This is a genomic window from Enterobacter sp. 22466 (genome assembly GCF_052044775.1).
Lineage (GTDB): Bacteria > Pseudomonadota > Gammaproteobacteria > Enterobacterales > Enterobacteriaceae > Enterobacter > Enterobacter dissolvens.
Genome location: NZ_JBQENX010000002.1, coordinates 466903 through 490112 on the forward strand (window position 1 = coordinate 466903; position 23210 = coordinate 490112).

Genomic DNA, 23210 nt, shown 5'->3' on the forward strand with positions numbered 1-23210 from the left:
GGGCCAACTGTTGCCTGAAAAAGGGGTCATGATGGAAAAGTTAACCTGTTTTAAAGCCTACGATATTCGCGGCAAGCTGGGTGAAGAGCTGAATGAAGACATTGCGTGGCGCATCGGCCGCGCGTACGGCGAATACCTGAAACCGAAAACTATCGTGCTGGGCGGTGACGTGCGTCTGACCAGCGAATCCCTGAAGCTGGCGCTGGCGAAAGGGCTGCAGGACGCGGGCGTGGACGTGCTGGATATCGGCCTTTCCGGTACCGAAGAGATCTATTTTGCCACCTTCCACCTGGGCGTGGACGGCGGGATTGAAGTCACGGCCAGCCATAACCCGATGGATTACAACGGCATGAAGCTGGTGCGCAAGGGTGCGCGCCCTATCAGCGGCGACACCGGCCTGCGCGACGTGCAACGTCTGGCGGAAGCCAACGACTTCCCGCCGGTGAACGAGTCTGCACGCGGCAGCTACAAGCAGATCGATCTGCGTAAAGAGTACATCGACCACCTACTGGGCTACATCAACGTGGCGAACCTTAAGCCGTTGAAGCTGGTCATCAACTCCGGTAACGGCGCGGCGGGCCCGATGGTAGATGCCCTGGAAGCCCGCTTCAAGGCGCTGAACGTGCCGGTGACCTTCGTCAAGGTACACAACACCCCGGACGGCAACTTCCCGAACGGTATCCCGAACCCGCTGCTGCCAGAGTGCCGCGACGACACCCGCAATGCGGTGATTGAACACGGTGCGGATATGGGTATCGCCTTTGACGGCGATTTCGACCGCTGCTTCCTGTTCGATGAGAAAGGGCAGTTCATCGAAGGCTATTACATTGTCGGCCTGCTGGCGGAAGCGTTCCTCGAAAAAAATCCGGGGGCGAAGATCATTCATGACCCACGCCTTTCCTGGAACACCGTTGACGTGGTATCTGCAGCAGGCGGCACGCCGGTGATGTCCAAAACCGGTCATGCGTTTATTAAAGAGCGTATGCGCGAAGAAGACGCCATCTATGGCGGCGAGATGAGCGCCCATCACTACTTCCGTGATTTTGCCTACTGCGATAGCGGGATGATCCCGTGGCTGCTGGTGACCGAGCTGCTGTGCCTGAAAGGGCAGACGCTGGGCGAGCTGGTGCGTGACCGTATGGCAGCCTTCCCGGCAAGTGGAGAGATCAACAGCAAACTGGCGCAGCCTGCTGAGGCCATTGCCCGCGTGGAGCAGCACTTTGCTATCCACGCGCTGGAAATTGACCGTACCGACGGTATCAGCATGTCGTTCCCGCAGTGGCGCTTTAACCTGCGCTCGTCCAATACCGAGCCGGTAGTGCGCCTGAACGTGGAATCACGCGCCGACACCGCGCTGATGGAAGCCCGAACGAAGGACATTCTGGCGCTGTTGAATCAGTAATATTTGCCCCTCCCGGTGGGAGGGGAAACCGAATACAGGAACAACGATGACGAATCTAAAAAAGCGCGAACGAGCGAGAACGAATGCATCGTTAATCTCTATGGTGCAGCGTTTTTCTGATATCACCATCATGGTCGGCGGATTGTGGGCGGTGTGTTGGATCAGCGGGCAATCGTTCTTATACATGCATCTGCTGATGGCACTGATTGCGCTGGTCGTGTTTCAGATGATCGGCGGGATGACGGATTTCTATCGTTCGTGGCGTGGCGTCAAGATGACCACCGAACTGATGCTGTTGCTGCAGAACTGGACCTTAAGCCTGATCTTCAGCGCGGGCCTGGTGGCGTTCAGCCATGATTTTGATAATCGTCTGGTGACGTATCTGTGCTGGTATCTGTTGACCAGTGTCGGCATGGTGGTTTGCCGCTCGCTGATCCGCTTTGGCGCGGGCTGGCTGCGTAACCGTGGTTATAACCGCCGCTACGTCGCCGTGGCGGGCGATCTGCCGGTGGGGCAGGTGCTGCTTGATAGCTTCCGCAAAGAGCCGTGGTTAGGTTTTGAAGTGGTGGGCATCTACCACGACGCGAAACCGGGTGGCGTGCCGTCGGACTGGGCGGGCAACTACGACCAGCTGATTGACGATGCGAAAGCGGGCAAAATTCACAACGTCTACATTGCCATGCAGATGAAAGAGGAATCCCGCATTAAGAAACTGATGCGCGACCTGGCGGACACCACCTGTTCCGTGATCCTCATTCCGGACGTCTTTACCTTCAACATTCTCCATTCCCGTATTGAAGAGGTGAATGGTGTGCCGGTGGTGCCGCTGTATGACACGCCGCTGTCAGGTATTAACCGCGTGCTGAAGCGTCTGGAAGATATCGTGCTCTCCTCGCTGATCCTTCTGCTGATCTCCCCGGTGCTGTGCTGCATTGCGCTGGCGGTGAAGCTGAGCTCTCCCGGACCGGTGATCTTCCGTCAGACGCGCTACGGCATGGACGGTAAGCCGATCATGGTGTGGAAATTCCGCTCCATGAAGGTGATGGAGAACGACAAAGTGGTGACGCAGGCAACGCAGAACGATCCGCGCGTGACCCGCGTGGGGAATTTCCTGCGCCGCACCTCGCTGGACGAGCTGCCGCAGTTTATCAACGTCTTTACTGGCGGTATGTCGATTGTCGGGCCACGTCCGCATGCGGTCGCCCATAACGAGCAGTACCGTTCGCTGATTGAAGGTTACATGCTGCGCCATAAAGTGAAGCCAGGCATTACCGGCTGGGCGCAAATTAACGGCTGGCGCGGTGAAACCGACACGCTGGAAAAAATGGAAAAACGCGTTGAGTTCGACCTGGAGTACATCCGTGAGTGGAGCCTCTGGTTCGATATCAAAATCGTCTTTCTGACCATCTTCAAAGGTTTCGTGAACAAAGCGGCGTACTAAGATGAGCTTACGTGAAAAAACCATCAGCGGCGCCAAGTGGTCAGCGATGGCGACTATCGTCATCATTGGCCTGGGTCTGGTGCAGATGACCGTGCTGGCGCGCATTATCGATAACCACCAGTTCGGTCTGCTGACCGTCTCGCTGGTGATTATCGCGCTGGCCGACACGCTGTCTGACTTCGGTATCGCCAACTCGATTATCCAGCGCAAAGAGATTAGCCAGCTGGAGCTGACCACGCTCTACTGGCTGAACGTCGGGCTGGGGATGTTTGTTTTTGTGCTGGTGTTCCTGCTGAGCGATGTGATCGCCAGCGTGCTGCACAACCCGGATCTGGCCCCGCTGATGCGCACGCTGTCGTTTGCCTTTGTGGTGATCCCGCACGGGCAGCAGTTCCGCGCGCTGATGCAAAAAGAGCTGGAGTTCAACAAGATCGGCATGATTGAAACCAGCGCCGTGCTGGCGGGCTTTACCTTCACGGTGGTGAGCGCCCATTTCTGGCCGCTGGCCATGACCGCCATTCTCGGGTATCTGGTGAACTCTGCCGTGCGCACGCTGCTGTTCGGCTACTTTGGCCGCAAGATCTACCGCCCGGGGCTGCATTTCTCCCTGGCGTCCGTCTCCTCGAACCTGCGTTTTGGCGCCTGGCTGACGGCCGACAGCATCATCAACTACGTCAATACCAACCTTTCCACGCTGGTGCTGGCGCGCATTCTGGGGGCGAGCGTCGCGGGGGGCTATAACCTGGCCTACAACGTTGCGGTCGTCCCGCCGATGAAGCTCAACCCAATTATCACCCGCGTGCTGTTTCCGGCGTTCGCCAAGATTCAGGACGACACTGAAAAGCTGCGCGTCAACTTCTACAAGCTGCTATCCGTGGTCGGCATTATTAACTTCCCGGTACTGCTGGGTCTGATGGTGGTGTCGAGTAACTTTGTGCCGCTGGTGTTTGGCGAGAAATGGAACAGCATCATTCCGATCCTGCAGTTGCTCTGCGTGGTGGGGCTGCTGCGCTCCGTGGGGAACCCGATTGGCTCCCTGCTGATGGCGAAAGCGCGCGTGGATATCAGCTTTAAGTTCAATGTGTTTAAAACCTTCCTGTTTATTCCGGCAATTATCGTCGGCGGACACATGGCGGGCGCCATTGGCGTCACGCTGGGCTTTCTGCTGGTGCAAATCATCAACACCGTGCTGAGCTACTTCATCATGATCAAGCCGGTGCTGGGCTCCAGCTACCGTCAGTACATCCTGAGCCTGTGGCTGCCGTTTTATCTCTCCCTGCCGACCCTGGTGGTGAGCTACGGTCTGGGCGTGCTCCTGAAGGGCCATTTGCCCCTGGCCGCGCTGCTGGCAGTGCAGGTTGCCGCGGGCGCGCTGGCGTTTGGGGTGATGATTGTGCTGTCACGCAATGCGCTGGTGGTGGAGATGAAGCGCCAGTTTTGCCGTAACGAAAAAATGAAAACGCTGCTTCGCGCAGGCTAGTTATTTAAGAGGCCATTATGAAATTATTAATTCTTGGCAACCATACCTGCGGCAACCGTGGCGACAGCGCCATCCTGCGCGGTTTACTGGATGCAATTAACACCCTTAAGCCTGAGACAGAAGTGGACGTGATGAGCCGTTACCCGGTCAGCTCATCCTGGTTACTGAACCGCCCGGTGATGGGCGACCCGCTCTACAGCCAGATGAAACAGCATAATAACGCTGCGGGCGTAATGGGGCGCGTGAAGAAAGTGTTGCGTCGCCGCTACCAGCATCAGGTGCTGCTTTCTCGCGTAACCGACACCGGCAAGCTGCGCAACATCGCCATCGCGCAGGGCTTTACCGATTTTGTGCGTTTGCTTTCCGGCTATGACGCCATCATTCAGGTGGGCGGTTCGTTCTTTGTCGATCTCTACGGCGTGCCGCAGTTTGAGCACGCCCTCTGCACCTTTATGGCGAAGAAGCCGCTGTTTATGATTGGTCACAGCGTCGGGCCATTCCAGGAACCTCAGTTCAACCAACTGGCAAACTATGTTTTTGGCCACTGCGATGCCCTGATTTTGCGTGAGTCAGTCAGCCTCGACATGATGAAGCGCAGCGAGATCGACACCTCGAAAGTCGAGCACGGGGTGGATACTGCGTGGCTGGTGGATCACCAGGACGACAGCTTCCAGCCGAGCTACGCGGTGCAACACTGGCTGGACGTGGCGGCGAAACAGAAAACTGTCGCCATTACCCTGCGCGAGCTGGCGCCTTTTGATAAACGTTTAGGTACGACTCAGGCCGCCTACGAGAAGGCCTTTGCCGAGGTCGTTAACCGCGTGCTGGACAGCGGTTATCAGGTGCTGGCGCTCTCCACCTGTACTGGTATCGATAGCTACAACAAGGATGATCGCATGGTGGCGCTGAACCTGCGTCATCTGGTGAACGATCCGTCCCGGTATCACGTGGTAATGGACGAACTGAACGATCTGGAGATGGGCAAACTGCTCTCCGCCTGTGACCTGACCGTGGGTACTCGTCTGCACTCTGCCATCATCTCGATGAACTTCGGCACGCCGGCCATTGCCATTAACTATGAGCACAAATCTGCCGGGATTATGCAGCAACTGGGGATGCCGGAAATGGCCGTGGATATCCGTCATCTGCTGGATGGCTCGCTCGGCGCAATGGTGGGCGACACCCTTGGGCAACTGCCCGCCGTCAATGAGCGCCTGGCCGTGGCGGTGAAAGCCGAGCGCGAAAAGGGCATGGGGATGGTGAAATCGGTGCTTGACCGCGTGCGGGAGGGGAAATGAAGGTTGGTTTCTTCTTACTGAAATTTCCACTGTCGTCTGAAACTTTTGTACTCAATCAAATCACCGCGTTTATCGATATGGGATATGACGTGGAAATTATCGCCCTGCAAAAGGGCGATACACAAAACACCCATGCGGCGTATACCCAGTATGGGCTGGAGGCGAAAACCCGCTGGCTGCAGGATGAGCCCTCCGGAAAAGTGAACAAACTGCGCTACCGTGCCAGCCAGACCTTACGCGGGCTCCATCGCGCGTCAACCTGGCGTGCGCTGAATATCTCCCGCTATGGCGCGGAGTCGCGCAATCTGATCCTGTCGGCCATCTGCGGGCAAACGGCGCAGCCGTACCGTGCTGATGTGTTTATCGCCCACTTTGGCCCTGCGGGAGTGACCGCAGCCAAGCTGCGCGAGCTGGGGGTCATTGACGGGAAGATCGCCACGATCTTCCACGGTATCGATATCTCCAGCCGTGAGGTGCTGAACCATTACACCCCAGAGTATCAGCAGCTGTTCCAGCGCGGCGACATGATGCTGCCCATCAGCGATCTGTGGGCCGGACGCCTCAAAAACATGGGCTGCCCGGGCGAGAAAATCACCGTTTCGCGGATGGGCGTGGATTTGGCGCGCTTTACTCGTCGTCCGGTCAAGGTGCCGGGTAAACCGCTGCAGATTATCTCCGTTGCCCGACTGACCGAGAAGAAAGGGCTGCATGTGGCGATTGAAGCCTGCCGTCAGTTAAAGGCGCGCGGCGTGGATTTCCACTATCGCATTCTGGGTATCGGCCCGTGGGAACGACGTCTGCGTACGCTGATTGAACAATATCAGTTGGAAGCGCACGTGGAGATGCCGGGCTTTAAGCCGAGCCACGAGGTGAAGGCCATGCTCGATGAAGCCGACGTGTTTCTGCTGCCGTCCGTTACCGGTGCCGATGGCGACATGGAAGGCATTCCGGTGGCGCTGATGGAAGCGATGGCGGTGGGGATCCCGGTGGTATCGACCCTGCACAGCGGGATCCCGGAGCTGATCAAGTCTGACCATTCCGGCTGGCTGGTCCCCGAAAATAACGCCATGGCCCTGGCCGATCGGCTGGCCGCGTTTAGCGATATCGACCAGCAGACGCTGGAGCCCGTGCTGCACAATGCCCGACAAAAAGTCGAGGCAGATTTTAACCAGCAGGTGATCAATCGCCAGTTAGCGAGCCTGCTGCAAACGTTGTAACGCCGAGGTTGTATGCTGAAAAAGATTACCCGACGCAGCTTTGTCTCTTCTCTGTCCGTCCTTGCGGCAATGCCGCTGCTGTCGTCCCGCGTTGCGCGGGCGGCAACCGGCAAGACGGTCTCTGTTAATCAATACAACAACAACGACTGGATCGCCGCCTTTAAGCAGGCGTTTAGCGAAGGCGACACCGTCGTTGTCCCTGCAGGGCTCACCTGCAAAAACATCAACACGGGCATTTTCATTCCTGACGGCAAAACGCTGCTGATTCGTGGGGCGTTAACCGGCAATGGCCGGGGGCGCTTTGTCCTGCAGGAGGGCAGCAAAGTCATCGGTGAGGGCGAAGGCCGTACCGAAAATATCACCCTTGACGTTCGCGGCTCAGACTGTGTGATCAAAGGGCTGGCGATGAGCGGATTTGGCCCGGTAACGCAAATCTACATCGGCGGCAAAAAGCCCAGCGTGATGCGTAATCTGGTCATTGATAACATCCGTGTGAGCCAGGCCAATTACGCCATTCTGCGCCAGGGGTTTCATAACCAGGTGGACGGCGCCCGCATCACCAACAGCACATTCAGCCATCTGCAGGGCGATGCGATCGAGTGGAACGTGGCCATCAATGATCGAAATATCCTGATCTCCGACCATGTGATCGACAACATCAACTGCACCAACGGGAAGATTAACTGGGGGATTGGTATTGGCCTTGCAGGCAGTACCTACGACAACGACTACCCGGAAAAGCAGACCGTGAAGAACTTTGTGGTTGCCAATATCACCGGCAGCAACTGCCGCCAGTTGGTCCACGTTGAGAACGGTAAACACTTTATTATCCGCAATATTAAGGCCAAAAATATTACGCCTGATTTCAGTAAAAAGGCGGGAATAGACAATGCCACGGTAGCAATTTATGGCTGTGATAATTTCGTTATTGATAATGTCGATATGGTCAATAGTGCCGGAATGTTAATCGGTTACGGTGTGATTAAAGGTGACTACCTGTCGATTCCGCAGAACTTCAAGCTTAACGATATTCGTCTGAATAATAGCCAGCTTGCCTATAAGCTGCGCGGCATACAAATTTCATCCGGTAACGCGACCTCGTTTGTGGCCATCACCAACGTCGAGATGCAGCGCGCGACGCTAGAGTTGCATAACAAACCTCAGCATCTTTTCTTACGCAATATCAATGTGATGCAGGAAGCGGCAATCGGGCCGGCCCTCAAGCTGAACTTTGACCTGCGTAAGGATGTACGGGGTAAATTCATGGCGAAAGACGAGACGTTGCTGTCGCTGGCAAACATCAAAGCAGTGAATGAGAAGGGGCAGAGCTCGGTGGATATTGACCGGGTGGATCAGCATGTGGTGAATACGGAACGGCTGAATTTTGCGCTGCCCTCCAAAGTGGAGTAAGTATCCTAGGCTTGCGTCGAGAAGTCTGAGACATTCACTAAAATTTGTTACTGAATTCAGTAAATTTAGGGTTTATAATCAATGCCACTATTTTGCAATATTTGTCTAATCATTAGCGATACCTCAGGGAAGATAGCGATCGCCAGAGGTTTTCCCAACACACATAACGCATTGAGTGGTGTATGAACGATAAAGTTTTGTTTATTGGCGCGTCTGGTTTCGTTGGGACCCGTTTGATTGAAGTTTCGCAGACAGCGTTTGATGTCACTAACTTCGATAAGCAGCAAAGTCATTTCTATCCCGACATTACCGTTTCTGGCGATGTTCGTAATCAGGATCAGCTCGATCAAGCATTAGCCGGTTTCGATACAGTGGTTCTCCTCGCCGCTGAACACCGTGATGATGTAAGCCCAACGTCGCTTTACTATGATGTAAACGTGCAGGGTACGCGTAACGTACTGGAAGCAATGGAAAAAAATAATGTTAAAAATATTATTTTTACCAGTTCAGTTGCCGTGTATGGCCTCAATAAGGTGAACCCTGACGAATCTCACCCGTACGATCCCTTTAACCACTATGGCAAAAGTAAATGGCAGGCTGAAGAAGTGCTGCGCGAGTGGTTCAACAAAGCCCCACAGGATCGCTCTCTGACGATTATTCGTCCAACGGTCATCTTTGGTGAGCGTAATCGCGGTAATGTTTACAACCTCCTGAAGCAAATTGCGAGGGGGAAATTTGCTATGGTTGGCGCGGGTACTAACTATAAATCAATGGCTTACGTGGGAAATATTGTTGAGTTTATCAAGTTCAAATTGACCACTGTTAAACCGGGTTACGATGTGTATAACTACGTCGACAAACCAGACCTGAATATGAATCAGTTGGTTGCTGAAGTCGAAAAAAGTCTTAACAAGAAAATCCCTTCTGTCCATCTTCCTTATCCGCTCGGTATGCTAGGTGGCTATTGCTTTGATCTTCTCAGTAAAGTGACGGGTAAAAAATACGCAATCAGCTCCGTGCGTGTGAAAAAATTCTGCGCCACCACTCAGTTCGACGCAACTAAAGTACATACTTCTGGTTTTAATGCGCCTTACACCTTATCTCAGGGACTGGACCGTACGCTGAAATATGAGTTTGTCCATGAAAAGAAAGATGACATCACGTTTGTCTCTGAATAACTTTTGATGGCTACGATTAGTCGGAAACGGGGCGTTTTGCGTTTTTCTCTGTAGGGTTTCCGACAATTCTGGGTCACACTTGAAGCGTAATGAGGTGTAGTAGGGTGAGTTTCGACTTGAAACGTGATTTGCATTAGGCGCGGTAGACTTCATTTATCAGGCATTTTTCCTGGTCAGGTCTATACTTCGTCAACCATTTTTAGGTGGAAGAGATAATGATCAATTTAAAAGCCGTCATTCCGGTAGCAGGCTTGGGCATGCATATGCTGCCAGCAACGAAAGCGATTCCTAAGGAGATGCTGCCAATCGTCGATAAACCGATGATTCAATACATTGTCGACGAAATTGTTGCTGCAGGGATCAAAGAAATCGTCTTGGTTACCCACTCTTCCAAGAATGCGGTTGAGAACCACTTCGACACCTCTTACGAACTCGAAGCGTTGCTTGAGCAGCGCGTTAAACGTCAGCTTCTGGCTGAGGTTCAGTCCATTTGTCCTCCTGGCGTCACCATCATGAACGTACGTCAGGCGCAGCCACTGGGGTTGGGGCACTCCATTCTATGTGCTCGCCCGGTTGTGGGTGATAATCCGTTTATCGTTGTTCTGCCTGACATCATTATTGATACCGCTTCGGCCGATCCGTTGCGTTACAATCTGGCGGCGATGGTTGCACGTTTCAATGAAACCGGTCGCAGCCAGGTACTGGCTAAGCGGATGAAGGGCGATCTTTCTGAGTATTCTGTTATTCAGACGAAAGAAGCGCTCGAGACAGAAGGGCAGGTGAGCCGTATCGTTGAGTTTATTGAAAAGCCTGATCAGCCACAAACGCTGGATTCCGACCTGATGGCTGTTGGCCGTTATGTTCTGAATGCGGATATTTGGGCGGAGCTGGAGAAGACGGAGCCGGGTGCCTGGCAGCGTATTCAGTTGACCGACGCGATTGCAGAACTGGCGAAAAAACAGTCGGTTGACGCTATGCTGATGACGGGCGAAAGCTACGACTGCGGCAAGAAAATGGGCTATATGCAGGCGTTTGTGAACTACGGGCTGCGTAACCTGAAGGAAGGGCAGAAGTTCAGAGACAGGATACAGAAACTGCTGACTAGCGAATAACAGACGAGCTTTTCAAAAGCGGCAACACTCTTTCTGAGCAGATAAGACAGCCAGAATGAGGGGCGCCGCTTTTGTATTTATGAATAAGCTGAGATAACAAGAGGTTATCTGTATTTTTTTTGGCTGGCTTGTAGCGATTTGTGCTTGTTTCTGATGTTGTTTAGGACGACAATTAATGCCAGTTTTGTGATGAACTGATGACAATTTTTTGTTCAGATACATTCGGACCCTAGAAATATGACATTCTATCTTCGCTCAGTACACTGGTAGCTGTTAAGCCAGGGGCGGTAGCGTGCAAATTTCCTGAGCCAGCTGTATATGGCTGGCTCATAGCATCAATATCTCGAATATCCTTCAGACGGAATAGTTAACGTGAAAATTCTTGTTACGGGCGGTGCCGGTTTCATCGGCTCAGCGGTGGTGCGACATATTATTAAAAATACTCAGGACGAAGTCGTCAATGTTGATAAATTGACCTATGCTGGTAACCTGGAATCGCTCGCAGAAGTAAGTGATAACGTTCGTTATGCCTTTGAGCATGCAGATATTTGCGATAAAGAGGCGATGGAACGTATTTTTGCTGAGCATAAGCCAGACGCGGTGATGCATCTGGCTGCTGAAAGCCATGTCGATCGTTCAATCACTGGCCCGGCTGCGTTTATTGAAACAAATATTGTTGGTACTTATGTACTGCTGGAAGCCGCTCGTGCCTATTGGTCTGGCTTAAATGAGGCGGAAAAAAGTTCGTTCCGTTTCCACCAAATTTCGACCGACGAAGTGTATGGTGACCTGCCACATCCTGACGAGCATCCTGCTTCGGCTGAATTGCCGCTGTTTACAGAAAAGACAGCTTATGCCCCAAGTAGTCCTTATTCCGCATCCAAAGCGTCGAGTGACCATCTGGTTCGGGCATGGCTACGTACCTATGGTTTCCCGACAATTGTAACTAACTGTTCCAATAATTATGGTCCATTCCACTTTCCGGAAAAACTGATTCCACTCGTGATTCTGAACGCGCTGGATGGTAAAGCGTTGCCAATTTATGGCAAAGGCGATCAGATCCGTGACTGGCTATATGTTGAAGATCATGCGCGCGCGTTATACACCGTGGTGACCAAAGGAAAACCCGGCGAAACCTATAATATTGGTGGGCATAACGAAAAGCGGAATCTTGATGTGGTGCGAACTATTTGCGATCTGCTGGATGAAATCGTACCAAAACAAGGAACATATCGTGATCAAATCACATATGTCACAGATCGGCCGGGGCACGATCGCCGCTATGCCATTGATGCCCACAAGATCGCCGAAGAATTAGGCTGGGAACCGCAAGAGACTTTCGAAAGCGGTATCCGAAAAACTATCGAATGGTATTTAAACAACGCTGAATGGTGCCGCCGCGTGCAGGATGGCAGCTATCAGCGTGAGCGCCTGGGAATCATTTAATATGAAAGGAATTATTTTAGCTGGCGGTTCGGGAACTCGTTTATACCCAATTACAATGGGGGTTTCGAAGCAATTGCTTCCGGTTTACGACAAACCGATGATTTATTATCCCCTGTCTGTGCTGATGCTGGCTGGTATAAAGGATATTCTGGTCATTACTACACCTGAAGATCAGGCTGGTTTCCAGCGTCTTCTTGGTAATGGTAACCATCTGGGCGTAGAGATTCAGTATGCAGTTCAACCGAGCCCGGATGGTTTAGCTCAGGCGTTCATTATTGGAGAACAATTCATTGGTAATGATTCTATCTGCCTGGTTCTTGGCGATAATATATTCTTTGGGCAAGGTTTTACACCTAAATTGAAAGCAGCCGCGGAAAGAAACTCCGGCGCGACAATCTTCGGTTATCAGGTTATGGACCCTGAACGTTTTGGGGTTGTGGCCTTTGATAAAAATTACAGGGCGATCAGCATAGAAGAGAAACCTGTTAAGCCAAAATCAAACTGGGCAGTAACAGGTCTCTATTTTTACGATAATAGTGTTATTGAAATTGCAAAAGAAATTAAGCCTTCAGCGCGTGGTGAATTAGAAATCACAGCAGTGAATGAGGTTTATTTAAAACACAATGCTTTGAATGTTGAATTACTTGGCCGCGGATTTGCGTGGCTTGATACAGGCACTCACGACAGTCTTATTGAGGCTGGCAGTTTCGTTGAAACTGTTCAGAAAAGACAGGGCATGATGGTTGCCTGTCCAGAAGAGATTGCCTGGCGTAATGGCTGGCTAACGGATGATGAGTTATGTCATCTTGGAAAACAAATTGAGAAAAACCATTACGGTAAATATCTTATTAATCTGGTAAAGAAACATGAAAGTTGAACTGATTCCATTACAAAAGCATGATGATGAACGTGGCATGCTGGTGGCACTTGAGCAGACTAAAAATGTGCCGTTTGAGATTAAACGTGTTTATTACATGTTTGGTACCCAGACTAACGTTCGCAGAGGCTACCATGCTCACAAGGAATTAAGACAGCTTGCTATACCGGTAAGTGGTTCTTGTCGTTTTATGCTAGATGACGGGAAAGAGAAGGTTGATATTCTTCTGGATAATCCTGCCTTGGGATTACTTATTGAACCTTCCATCTGGCATGAGATGTATGATTATTCCCATGATTGTATTCTTTTAGTTTTAGCCAGTGATGTCTACAACGAAAGTGACTATATCCGTAATTACGATGAGTTTGTGGAGTCTGTAGAATGAAAATCCATAAATTAAGTGACGTGCAATCCACTCAGATCGGAGAAGATACAACTATCTGGCAATATTCTGTAATTTTGCCAGGAGCAGTAATTGGAAACGAATGTAATATTTGTGCTCATACATTTATTGAAAATGATGTCAAAATAGGGAACCGCGTTACGGTAAAATCAGGGGTATTCTTGTGGGATGGCATTAATATTGAGGATGATGTTTTTATTGGTCCTTGTGTCGCGTTCACTAATGATAAACATCCTCGCTCTAAACAGTACCCCGAAAAATTTCTAAAAACGACTATTAAAAAGGGTGCTTCTCTTGGTGCTAATGCAACGATTTTGCCGGGGATTATTGTTGGCGAAGGTGCAATGGTCGGTGCCGGGGCAGTAGTCACCAGGGACGTTGCACCTTTTACTGTAGTTGCAGGTAATCCGGCAAAAATTCTTAAGGAAATCAAATAATGTTGCCATTTCTGGATCTGAAAGCTATTAATCAGCAATATAAAGAAGAATTAATGCAAGCATTTGAGCGTGTGCTTGATTCTGGCTGGTATATTATGGGCAAAGAGCTTAGCACCTTTGAACAACGTTTTGCACAGTTTTGCGGTACCAGGCACTGCATTGGGGTTGCAAATGGCCTTGACGCGCTCATATTAGTATTGCGAGCATGGAAAGAACTAGGTCTGCTCAGCGAAGGTGACGAAGTGCTCGTACCTTCAAATACTTACATTGCTTCAGTGCTTGCCATTACCCAGAATAATCTTGTTCCCGTATTTGTTGAACCGGACCCTTCAACTTTTAATATTACTGCAGCTGGTATTAAAGAAAAAATAACTGAAAGAACAAAAGCTATTTTACCAGTTCATCTCTATGGCCAGCTCTGTGAGATGGCAGATATTAAAGAGCTAGCTCAGCAGAAAAATCTCTTAATCCTTGAAGATTGCGCTCAGGCACATGGTGCAATGTCAAAAAAGGTTATGGCTGGTAACTGGGGTGATGCAGCGGGTTTTAGCTTCTATCCTGGGAAAAATATTGGCGCATTAGGTGATGCTGGTGCCATCACAACAAATGATGACAAATTAGCTGAAATATTATTAGCGCTACGTAACTATGGGTCACATAAAAAGTACGAAAATCTTTATACAGGTGTGAACAGTCGCTTAGATGAAATGCAGGCTGCGTTGTTGTCAGTTAAGCTAGATTCAGTAGAGACTGAAGTAATAAAAAGAAGAGAAATAGCCAATTTCTATTTAAGCAATATTAACAATCCATTAGTAAATCTTCCGCGTGTTGTTTCAGAGGAAATGCACGTCTGGCATCTTTTTGTGATCACTTGTGCGCACCGTGAGGCTTTAGCTAAACATTTAACAGATAAAAATATCCAAACTTTAATTCATTATCCTATCCCGCCACATAAACAACAGGCATACAAGCAATTTGAACATATGTCTTTGCCGATTGCTGAAGAGATACATCGTACAGTTCTTTCCATTCCAATGGGACCGACAATGACATTAGACGATGCAAAAATAGTAGCCGACGCGATTAATAGTTTTGCATTATGAGGAAATTGTTAACCGTTACATTTCTCTCAGGAATGCTAACGCTCTTGCGAATGTGTTGTGGCTTTATCATCAGTAAAATTATTGCTGTCTATACAGGGCCTACTGGTTTGGCCCTGCTTGGACAATTACAAAGTTTTGCCTCCATTTGTAACGGAGTTATCAATGCTTCTGTCAGCAGTGGCATTGTTCGTTATACATCTGAGCATTCTGATGATCCCGACGAGAAATTTACCATGTGGTGGAAGGGAGGGGTGCAGGTCGGCTTGATTATTTATGCTTCCCTTTGCCCTGCGATAATACTCCTTTCTCCATTATTGTCTAAGCTAGTATTTGATAGTAATGATTATACTGTCTATATCATACTTATTGGCTTATTTCTTCCATTCTCCTTATTAGGCACTCTTTTAAATTCTGTCCTGAACGGTTTACAACAGTATAAAAGATTTGTTTTTACTGGAATGATTTCAGTAATTGGCTCTTTCGCATTAATGTGTCTGCTCACCGTAATATATGGTGTTCAGGGGGCCCTGATGGCAGCCTCGCTACAGGCTGCGATACTCGGTGTTACACTTGGCATTAGCTGTTTGAAATTTAGCTGGTTTAAGTTAAGTAATTTCTGGGGAAAAGTAGCCAAACAGCAAAGATCAGATATTAATAAATATCTTACTATGGCAATGGTATCAGCATTGACACTACCAGTAGCACAGGTGTGTATAAGAAAGATTCTCATCGCCGAAGCTGGTTGGGATATGGCTGGTCAATGGCAATCTGTCTGGAAGATTTCTGAAGTGTATCTCAGTGTTGTAACAATGGCACTTGGTACTTATTTTATGCCAAAGTTAGCGAAGCTAAAGAGTGTCGATGAGATACAAAAAGAAATACACAGCGTTGTTTTGGTTATACTTCCTGTAATCATTGCTATGTCTTTGTGTATTTATTTCACACGAGATTGGATTATCCAGATTCTATTCACTAATGAGTTTTCTAAAGCTCGTGATCTTTTTATGATCCAACTTGTTGGTGATGTACTGAAGATCTGGAGTTGGATATATGCGTATCCAATGCTTTCACGTGCTGCTGTAAAGTGGTATGTTTCAACAGAGATTGCTTTTGCGTTCGTGTGGGTAGCGCTATCTCTATTCCTTATAAACATGATGGGAGCCCAAGGCGCTAATTTAGCCTATACACTTGCATATGGTTTTTATCTAATTTTCATGATGTTCAATATGAAAAAATTTGCGAAGTAATATGAGGGTTTATGCGAGTATTGTTGGTAGGTGAGTTCTCTGGTGTTCATCGCAATCTGATGGAGCAATTAAACAAACAAGGCATTTATTGCGATCTACTGTCGGATGGTGACGGGTGGAAAGGGTTTAATTCAACTATAACGATCCCTAAACGGCAACCAATCAAAGGCATAGGAAAATTACTTTTCCCGGTACTCGATTTTTTAGGATTAGCTGGGCTCTCATCCTATCGTGAAAACCGTAATTTGATTGACAATCTCGACAATTACGATGTCATACAATTTATTAATCCTCAGGCCATAAAGGCATTCGGCGCTATTGGGAATTTATGTTTATTCAGAAAATTATCCAGAAAAGCACCTAAGATTTTTTTATGTGCTCTTGGCGGTGATTTATGCGTAGAAACATTTTTTATCATGAGGAGATTGAAATATTCCCCTTGGAGCAGTTTTAAGATCAATCGGGTTAAATATTTTTATCAAAACATATCTTTCTTTTTCCCCGCACATGCTGCGTTACATTTTTATGTGACACGACAGGTTAAAGCAATTATTCCGGGACTCTATGAATATAGACGCGCTTATGAGAATAATAAAAAATGCACTTCAATAATAGGTTTACCAATTAATAGTGGGGAATATCATCCATCTATATCAACATCAACCCACGGTGGCCTGGTAAAGATATTTTATAGCAAAAAACCACATATGGGTGATTATTATAAGAAAGGATATAAATATTTCGATGAAGCCCTTGCGATTTTAGATGAAAAGAAAATTTCTTATCAGTTAGTCACTGCTAATGGTATACCCTTCGAACAGTATAAAGCATTGTTAGCCGACTGTGATATCTTGCTGGACCAGACATTATCTTATGACAAAGGTATGTCGGGCATCATCGGTATGGCAAACGGTATGATCACATTTAGCGGAAATGAACCAGATATCGAAAAATTCTATGGTCGAACGATACCCTGTATCAATGCTGAACCTGACGCTAAAGCGCTAGCAATAAAATTAACACATATAATTGAAAATTATGAAGACTATAATTCTCTGCGAATTTCTGCTAAAGAGTATATAGATAAATACCACTCATCTGATGTGATTTGCTCAAAGTATATTCAGGTATGGAATAAAGAATGATTTTTTTCATTTTTATTATTTGCATCACGATGCTTGTCATTTTATGTCGAAATCGCGTCACCCTCGCATTTTGGTTTTTACTGGCTTTAATTGCTGCAATCAGATTTGAGGTTGGCACCGATTATCCAAACTATGTTAATTTATTCTATGATATAAGAGATGGATTCCAGAGTTATTTGCATATGGAGCCTTTCCATCTTGCAGTAAATGAGTTAGCTTTATGCGCGGGATTTGGGCCACAATTTATATTTTTTATTTATGCAGTCTTAACGACATTATTCTTTGCGATGTTCTTCTATAAAATGTCGAATGCATTTACTGACGTTGAACCAAAAATAGTATTTGCATTATGTACAATTTTGTATTTAGGTAATTATTATTTCTTAAGCTTGAATAGTATTAGATCTTGCCTTGCTGCGAGTCTTTATGTATTAGGCTTATACTATTACATACAGCGAAGATCGTTCCTTACTATCCTCACATTTATTGCAGGCTGTTTTATTCACTTCAGCATGATACCCATTGCGTTAATAACTTGGTTGTCATTGGCCTTTATCTTTCCGGTCAAACGCAAGACGTTTATTGCTTTTGTAACAATAATTCTCCTTAATCCGTTGAGTCTGGTTGCTTATATTTTTGTAAATTATAAGCTAATGTATTACAACTATTTCCTTTCAGATACTTATGCTGTACCGGCAACATTTATTGGACAACTTTCGGCTTATGGTGGTGTTGCCCTTGCTCTGTTATTTTACTATTTCTTTATGAAAAAAATAGGTATCATAGATAACAGAACAAAAGGAATTTTCCAGCTTTCAATTATCCTGTTTATCGCTTTCAGGATCTTTTCAAATGAACTGTTTATTTTTGCAAGGTTATCGAGGTATCTTTCTCCTGTACTCTATTTGTTTACTGCTTATAGTATCGCCTATTTTATTAAATACAAAATTGCAGACAATTCAAAATCGATGGCATTGCTTGGCTTTGTTGTATTCTTAACTATAACTAATATCATAATGTTTGTGCCTCGTGGTCTGGAAGATGATTCCTATGGTAATTATAAAATAAACTACTGTATATTAAGTAATGAAATATGTGACGTATCAATTGATACGAGAAATTAAATAAAACTTTTGGGTTTGATTCGTTATGTTATATATTTTGGTCGATGATATAGTTAAAGCTCGTTTTTTTTCGTGTTTTCAAGAAGTTGATAATGTAATTTATTTAACGAATAAGATATCGTGCTTTCTTTTTCTAAGAAAAAAAACAAATAAAAAAATCATCTTGCTTTCTGGATCTTCAAAGCATGAATCTGATTCCATTGTGGATCGTGCTCGTTTGTCAAAAACCATCTCTGTTCTGAATGGTCGACAAACTTTGGACGATGCCATTAAAAACTATTGCGCTGTAAGAGCATCGTTATTTTCTAAAGTTATAAATAATATCGGTTGCAATGATACGGTGATTGTTTTCAATGGTAATCATGCCAGTGCTATTGCAACAACTGATGTTTTTAACAGCAAAGGCGCTAAAACACTTTATGCTGAGATAAGCAATCTTCCAGATAAAATGGTATTTGACCCTAAAGGCGTTAATGCGCAATCCATACTTTATTCAAAACCCGAAGTATTGGACTCTCTGGAAAGTGTATCAGACGCTCAGCATGAAGCATGGGTAAATGATTATATTACCTATAAAGAAAAACCCATTCCACAGTCAAAAATAAACGTTCCAACGTATTTATTGCTTGCTGTTGATGATATATTCGCAAGGCTTTTTAAAAATATAATAAAGGAAGACTCTCTCTCCTTTATCGATAAAGTCAAAATGTTTCGCAGTAAATTTAAATCTAGAAAAATCCTCGATTCTGCTGAGCACGCTGATTTAACTCAACCCTATATTTTCTTCCCTACGCAAGTTACCTCTGATACACAACTTAAAATTAATAGCGATATTGATAATCTTCAGGCTATGAGTATTATTTTAGAACGTGAAAAAGATATCGATATATACGTTAAAATCCATCCAGCTGAATCAAACATTGAAACTATTAATTATTTTTTAGAGTTAGAGAAACAAAAAAAAATCCGAATTGTAAGTAACAATACTATTGCATTAATTAAAAATGCCAAAAGAATATATACAGTTAATTCGACGGTAGGACTTGAGGCACTAATTTTTGAAAAAGAACTAACTGTTTTAGGTCGTGCAATTTACAGTAATTTCGATAAGACCAGATTGAGACTATATATTCATAGGTATTTAATGGATTTAAACTATTTTGGTGAAAATACATTAACTGAAATTCATTTCAATAAATTATCAAGACTGAGTGAGCTATAACTTATGTATGATTATATTATTGTAGGGTCCGGGCTTTTTGGATCGGTTTTTGCTCATGAGGCTAAGAAAGCCGGAAAAAAAGTCAAAGTAATTGAAAAACGTTCCCATCTTGGTGGTAATATATATTGTGAAAATATTGAAGGCATTAATATCCACAAATATGGTGCGCATATTTTCCATACCAGTGATAAAGAAGTTTGGGACTATGTCAATAAATTTGTCGAATTTAATCGTTTCACAAATTCGCCTGTCGCTATATCAAAAGGCAAAGTATATAATTTGCCTTTCAATATGAATACATTTAATCAGCTTTGGAACGTTGTCACTCCTGAACAGGCAAAAGAAAAGATTGTCTTACAGAGTTCCGAATTAAAGGGAAAGGAACCTGAGAATTTAGAAGAACAGGCAATTTCTCTGGTTGGAAGGGATATTTATGAGACTCTTATAAAAGAATATACCGAAAAGCAGTGGGGCCGTCTTTGTAAGGAATTACCTGCTTTTATTATCAAGCGTTTGCCTGTGCGTTTCACCTACGACAACAACTACTTCAATGATAAATACCAGGGGATTCCTACTGGTGGTTACAATGCTTTGATTGATGGGTTGCTGGACGGCATTGAATTCGAAGTTAATACCAATTATTTTGATCGGAAAGAATATTGGGATTCATTAGCTGATAAAATTGTATATACAGGCCCAATTGATTTGTATTTTGATTATTGTTACGGTGCTCTTGATTATCGATCACTTAGATTTGAAACTGAGGTATTAGAGACTGATAATTATCAAGGTAATGCTGTTGTTAACTATAATGATAAAGAGTTTGCGTTTACCAGAATTATAGAGCATAAATTCTTTGAATTTGGGCAGCAACCTAAAACTGTTATAACACGTGAATTCCCAAAAGAATATGCTGTAGGTGATGAGTATTATTACCCAGTGAATGATGAAAAAAACATGCATATTTATAAAAAATATCGTGAAAAATCAAAAGGATTGGATGGCGTGATTTTTGGCGGCCGACTAGCAGAATATAAATATTATGACATGCATCAGGTCATAAAATCGGCGTTGACCAGTTTCCGAAAAGAGGCGAATATTAGTGAATAAGGATGTTGTCGCAGTTATCGTCACGTATAACCGTAAAGAGTTATTAGGTAAGGTTATCGATGCGGTTGCTAATCAAAGCTATCCATTGAAAAAGATCCTTATCATCGATAATAACAGCTCGGATGGTACGAAAGAGAGCGTAACCAGTAAATTGTCCTCCGTCGTTGAATATATCAATACTGGTGGCAATTTAGGTGGAGCGGGGGGATTCCATTTTGGCTTTAAAGAGGCAGAGAAGCATAGTTATGATTATCTGTGGCTGATGGATGACGATTTGATGCCCGCTCATGATTGCCTTGAAAAATTATTATCAACAAACCCTTTGGGGATTGCTCAGCCTGTCCGTTATAATCTGGATGAAACTTGTGCTGAATTATCTCCATTGCGTTATGATCTTTCCAATCCGTTAAAACTAAATCCGAAAGGTACACCGCTCAAGGTTTATCTTGAGCAGAATAAAGAAACAGATCGGCTGATAAATATCGAAGCAATTCCATTTGAAGGGCCTTTAATCTCAAGAAAAGCCGTTACGGAAATCGGACTTCCTAATCCTGCGTTTTTCATCTTCTGCGATGATATTGAATACGCGATTAAAGCCAAAAGGAAAGGGATCCCTATCGTTTGTGACCTTGAAGCTAAAGCCTATCGTTTACTGATAAACAATCAGGGAAACGATCTGCTTTCCTGGAAAGGTTACTTTATGCTCAGAAATTTGTTCTACCTTCACAAGAATTACGGTACAAATGTTTTCGTGCGCAATAAGCCGATAGTTCTGGCAATTGGCTATGGTTGTTCTTGCCTCGTTAAAGGGCAATTGAAGCAATTGAAAGTGCTTTGGCGAGCATTCTGGGACGCTGGTTCGCTAAAAAATACTGACCTATTCAAGCCTGGGACGAAAAAGTAAAAGCATCTTCCGCTATCACCATCACTTTGACCTGAGTTAACATCTAAGCCACATTTAAAACCGCGCACGTCTCGCGCGGTGACCACACCTGACAGGAGTATGTAATGTCTAAGCAACAGATCGGCGTCGTCGGTATGGCAGTGATGGGGCGCAACCTGGCGCTCAACATCGAAAGCCGTGGTTATACCGTATCCGTTTTCAACCGCTCCCGTGACAAAACCGAAGAAGTGATTGCCGAAAATCCAGGTAAGAAACTGGTGCCATTCTATACGGTCCAGGAGTTCGTTGAGTCTCTGGAGACGCCTCGTCGTATCCTGTTAATGGTGAAAGCGGGCGCTGGTACCGATGCAGCCATAGATTCCCTGAAACCTTATCTGGAAAAAGGCGACATCATCATTGATGGCGGTAACACCTTCTTCCAGGACACCATTCGTCGTAACCGTGAACTCTCTGCTGAAGGTTTCAACTTCATCGGTACCGGTGTCTCCGGTGGTGAAGAGGGCGCGCTGAAAGGCCCATCTATCATGCCTGGTGGCCAGAAAGAAGCGTATGAACTGGTTGCGCCAATCCTGACCAAAATCGCTGCGGTTGCGGAAGATGGTGAGCCGTGTGTGACCTATATCGGTCCGGATGGTGCAGGCCATTATGTTAAGATGGTTCACAACGGCATCGAATACGGCGATATGCAGCTGATTGCTGAAGCCTACTCTCTGCTGAAGGGTGGCCTGAACCTCTCCAACGAAGAACTCGCAGAGACCTTCACCGAGTGGAACAAAGGCGAACTGAACAGCTATCTGATCGACATCACCAAAGATATCTTCACGAAGAAAGATGAAGAGGGTAAATACCTGGTCGATGTGATTCTTGACGAAGCGGCGAACAAAGGTACCGGCAAATGGACCAGCCAGAGCTCTCTGGACCTGGGCGAACCGCTGTCTCTGATCACCGAATCCGTATTCGCGCGCTACATCTCTTCATTGAAAGATCAGCGCGTTGCGGCTTCTAAAGTGCTGTCTGGTCCACAGGCTAAACCTGCTGGTGATAAAGCGGAATTCGTCGAGAAAGTTCGTCGCGCTCTGTACCTGGGTAAAATCGTCTCCTACGCGCAGGGCTTCTCTCAGCTGCGCGCGGCATCAGACGAGAACAACTGGGATCTGAACTACGGTGAAATCGCGAAGATCTTCCGTGCAGGTTGCATCATTCGCGCCCAGTTCCTGCAGAAAATTACTGATGCCTATGCGGAAAATGCAGGCATCGCGAACCTGCTGTTGGCACCGTACTTCAAGAAGATTGCTGACGAATACCAGCAGGCGCTGCGTGATGTGGTTGCTTACGCTGTACAGAACGGTATTCCGGTGCCGACCTTCTCTGCTGCAGTAGCGTACTACGACAGCTATCGCGCTGCCGTACTGCCTGCCAACCTGATCCAGGCGCAGCGTGACTACTTCGGTGCGCATACGTATAAACGTACAGATAAAGAAGGTGTGTTCCATACCGAATGGATGGAATAAAATAACGCTTTGTAATCTCAACCCGGAGCCTGTCTCCGGGTTTTTTTTACGTGAAATCTCGCTCCTGATATTCGAAGTAGTCTGAATGTCATCCCGAGTACAGGGATTACTCCTGGTTTGCCTTGACAGTTCTGTTGGCCAAG

At 46.5% G+C, this 23210-nt stretch carries 20 protein-coding genes; all 20 read left to right on the plus strand.

Annotated features, from left to right (window positions below; all coding sequences use genetic code 11):
- The first annotated feature begins 31 nt into the window (after nucleotides 1-31).
- The 20 genes from cpsG (at nucleotide 32) to gndA (ending at nucleotide 23067) form a co-directional block, all read left to right on the plus strand.
- Nucleotides 32-1402 (plus strand): colanic acid biosynthesis phosphomannomutase CpsG, encoded by a 1371-nt coding sequence (gene cpsG / locus ACTJJI_RS08780; protein WP_440653872.1) that lies wholly within the window; start codon nucleotides 32-34, stop codon nucleotides 1400-1402.
- Nucleotides 1403-1448: 46 nt separating this feature from the next.
- Nucleotides 1449-2843 carry an undecaprenyl-phosphate glucose phosphotransferase gene (gene wcaJ, locus ACTJJI_RS08785; RefSeq protein ID WP_440653645.1) on the plus strand — a complete coding sequence of 465 codons (1395 nt, stop codon included), beginning with the start codon at nucleotides 1449-1451 and terminating at the stop codon, nucleotides 2841-2843.
- Nucleotide 2844: 1 nt separating this feature from the next.
- The gene (wzxC, locus tag ACTJJI_RS08790; protein ID WP_057072532.1) at nucleotides 2845-4323 is read left to right on the plus strand and encodes a colanic acid undecaprenyl disphosphate flippase WzxC; all 1479 of its coding nucleotides are present in this window, start codon (nucleotides 2845-2847) and stop codon (nucleotides 4321-4323) included.
- A 17-nt stretch (nucleotides 4324-4340) separates the two neighbouring features.
- On the plus strand, nucleotides 4341-5621 hold the full coding sequence (gene wcaK, locus ACTJJI_RS08795) for a colanic acid biosynthesis pyruvyl transferase WcaK (protein WP_021558691.1): 1281 nt from the start codon (nucleotides 4341-4343) through the stop codon (nucleotides 5619-5621).
- Nucleotides 5618-6838 carry a colanic acid biosynthesis glycosyltransferase WcaL gene (gene wcaL, locus ACTJJI_RS08800; protein WP_046888355.1) on the plus strand — a complete coding sequence of 407 codons (1221 nt, stop codon included), beginning with the start codon at nucleotides 5618-5620 and terminating at the stop codon, nucleotides 6836-6838. The genes wcaK and wcaL overlap by 4 nt, the downstream gene beginning before the upstream one ends.
- Nucleotides 6839-6850: 12 nt before the next feature.
- Nucleotides 6851-8248 (plus strand): colanic acid biosynthesis protein WcaM, encoded by a 1398-nt coding sequence (gene wcaM / locus ACTJJI_RS08805; protein WP_440653648.1) that lies wholly within the window; start codon nucleotides 6851-6853, stop codon nucleotides 8246-8248.
- A 182-nt stretch (nucleotides 8249-8430) separates the two neighbouring features.
- Nucleotides 8431-9426 carry an NAD-dependent epimerase/dehydratase family protein gene (locus tag ACTJJI_RS08810; protein WP_440653650.1) on the plus strand — a complete coding sequence of 332 codons (996 nt, stop codon included), beginning with the start codon at nucleotides 8431-8433 and terminating at the stop codon, nucleotides 9424-9426.
- Nucleotides 9427-9641: 215 nt separating this feature from the next.
- On the plus strand, nucleotides 9642-10538 hold the full coding sequence (galF, locus tag ACTJJI_RS08815) for a GalU regulator GalF (RefSeq protein WP_097535685.1): 897 nt from the start codon (nucleotides 9642-9644) through the stop codon (nucleotides 10536-10538).
- Nucleotides 10539-10910: 372 nt separating this feature from the next.
- Entirely contained in the window at nucleotides 10911-11984 is a 1074-nt protein-coding gene (gene rfbB, locus ACTJJI_RS08820) for a dTDP-glucose 4,6-dehydratase (RefSeq protein WP_409243491.1), read from the plus strand.
- Nucleotide 11985: 1 nt separating this feature from the next.
- Nucleotides 11986-12861: a glucose-1-phosphate thymidylyltransferase RfbA gene (gene rfbA, locus ACTJJI_RS08825; RefSeq protein WP_097535681.1), complete on the plus strand. Its 876-nt coding sequence runs from the start codon at nucleotides 11986-11988 to the stop codon at nucleotides 12859-12861.
- Nucleotides 12851-13246, plus strand: a complete 396-nt coding sequence (locus ACTJJI_RS08830) for a sugar 3,4-ketoisomerase (protein ID WP_097535678.1) — start codon at nucleotides 12851-12853, stop codon at nucleotides 13244-13246. Before rfbA ends, ACTJJI_RS08830 begins: the two co-directional genes overlap by 11 nt.
- Complete coding sequence (locus tag ACTJJI_RS08835; protein WP_440653654.1) at nucleotides 13243-13701, plus strand: acyltransferase; 459 nt, start codon at nucleotides 13243-13245, stop codon at nucleotides 13699-13701. The genes ACTJJI_RS08830 and ACTJJI_RS08835 overlap by 4 nt, the downstream gene beginning before the upstream one ends.
- Nucleotides 13701-14804, plus strand: coding sequence for a DegT/DnrJ/EryC1/StrS family aminotransferase (locus tag ACTJJI_RS08840; RefSeq protein WP_097535674.1), 1104 nt, complete (start codon nucleotides 13701-13703; stop codon nucleotides 14802-14804). The genes ACTJJI_RS08835 and ACTJJI_RS08840 overlap by 1 nt, the downstream gene beginning before the upstream one ends.
- Nucleotides 14805-14809: 5 nt before the next feature.
- Nucleotides 14810-16051 carry an O-antigen translocase gene (locus tag ACTJJI_RS08845; RefSeq protein ID WP_440653656.1) on the plus strand — a complete coding sequence of 414 codons (1242 nt, stop codon included), beginning with the start codon at nucleotides 14810-14812 and terminating at the stop codon, nucleotides 16049-16051.
- A gap of 11 nt (nucleotides 16052-16062) precedes the next feature.
- Entirely contained in the window at nucleotides 16063-17196 is a 1134-nt protein-coding gene (locus tag ACTJJI_RS08850; RefSeq protein WP_440653658.1) for a glycosyltransferase, read from the plus strand.
- Entirely contained in the window at nucleotides 17193-18320 is a 1128-nt protein-coding gene (locus ACTJJI_RS08855; protein WP_097535668.1) for an EpsG family protein, read from the plus strand. The genes ACTJJI_RS08850 and ACTJJI_RS08855 overlap by 4 nt, the downstream gene beginning before the upstream one ends.
- A gap of 202 nt (nucleotides 18321-18522) precedes the next feature.
- The gene (locus ACTJJI_RS08860) at nucleotides 18523-19542 is read left to right on the plus strand and encodes a capsular polysaccharide export protein, LipB/KpsS family (protein WP_440653660.1); all 1020 of its coding nucleotides are present in this window, start codon (nucleotides 18523-18525) and stop codon (nucleotides 19540-19542) included.
- Nucleotides 19543-19545: 3 nt separating this feature from the next.
- A complete protein-coding gene (gene glf / locus ACTJJI_RS08865; protein WP_440653662.1) occupies nucleotides 19546-20652 on the plus strand; it encodes a UDP-galactopyranose mutase in 1107 nt (368 codons plus the stop codon).
- The gene (locus tag ACTJJI_RS08870) at nucleotides 20645-21556 is read left to right on the plus strand and encodes a glycosyltransferase (protein ID WP_097535662.1); all 912 of its coding nucleotides are present in this window, start codon (nucleotides 20645-20647) and stop codon (nucleotides 21554-21556) included. Before glf ends, ACTJJI_RS08870 begins: the two co-directional genes overlap by 8 nt.
- A 104-nt stretch (nucleotides 21557-21660) precedes the next feature.
- Nucleotides 21661-23067, plus strand: a complete 1407-nt coding sequence (gene gndA, locus ACTJJI_RS08875; RefSeq protein ID WP_440653665.1) for an NADP-dependent phosphogluconate dehydrogenase — start codon at nucleotides 21661-21663, stop codon at nucleotides 23065-23067.
- Nucleotides 23068-23210 lie beyond the last annotated feature (143 nt).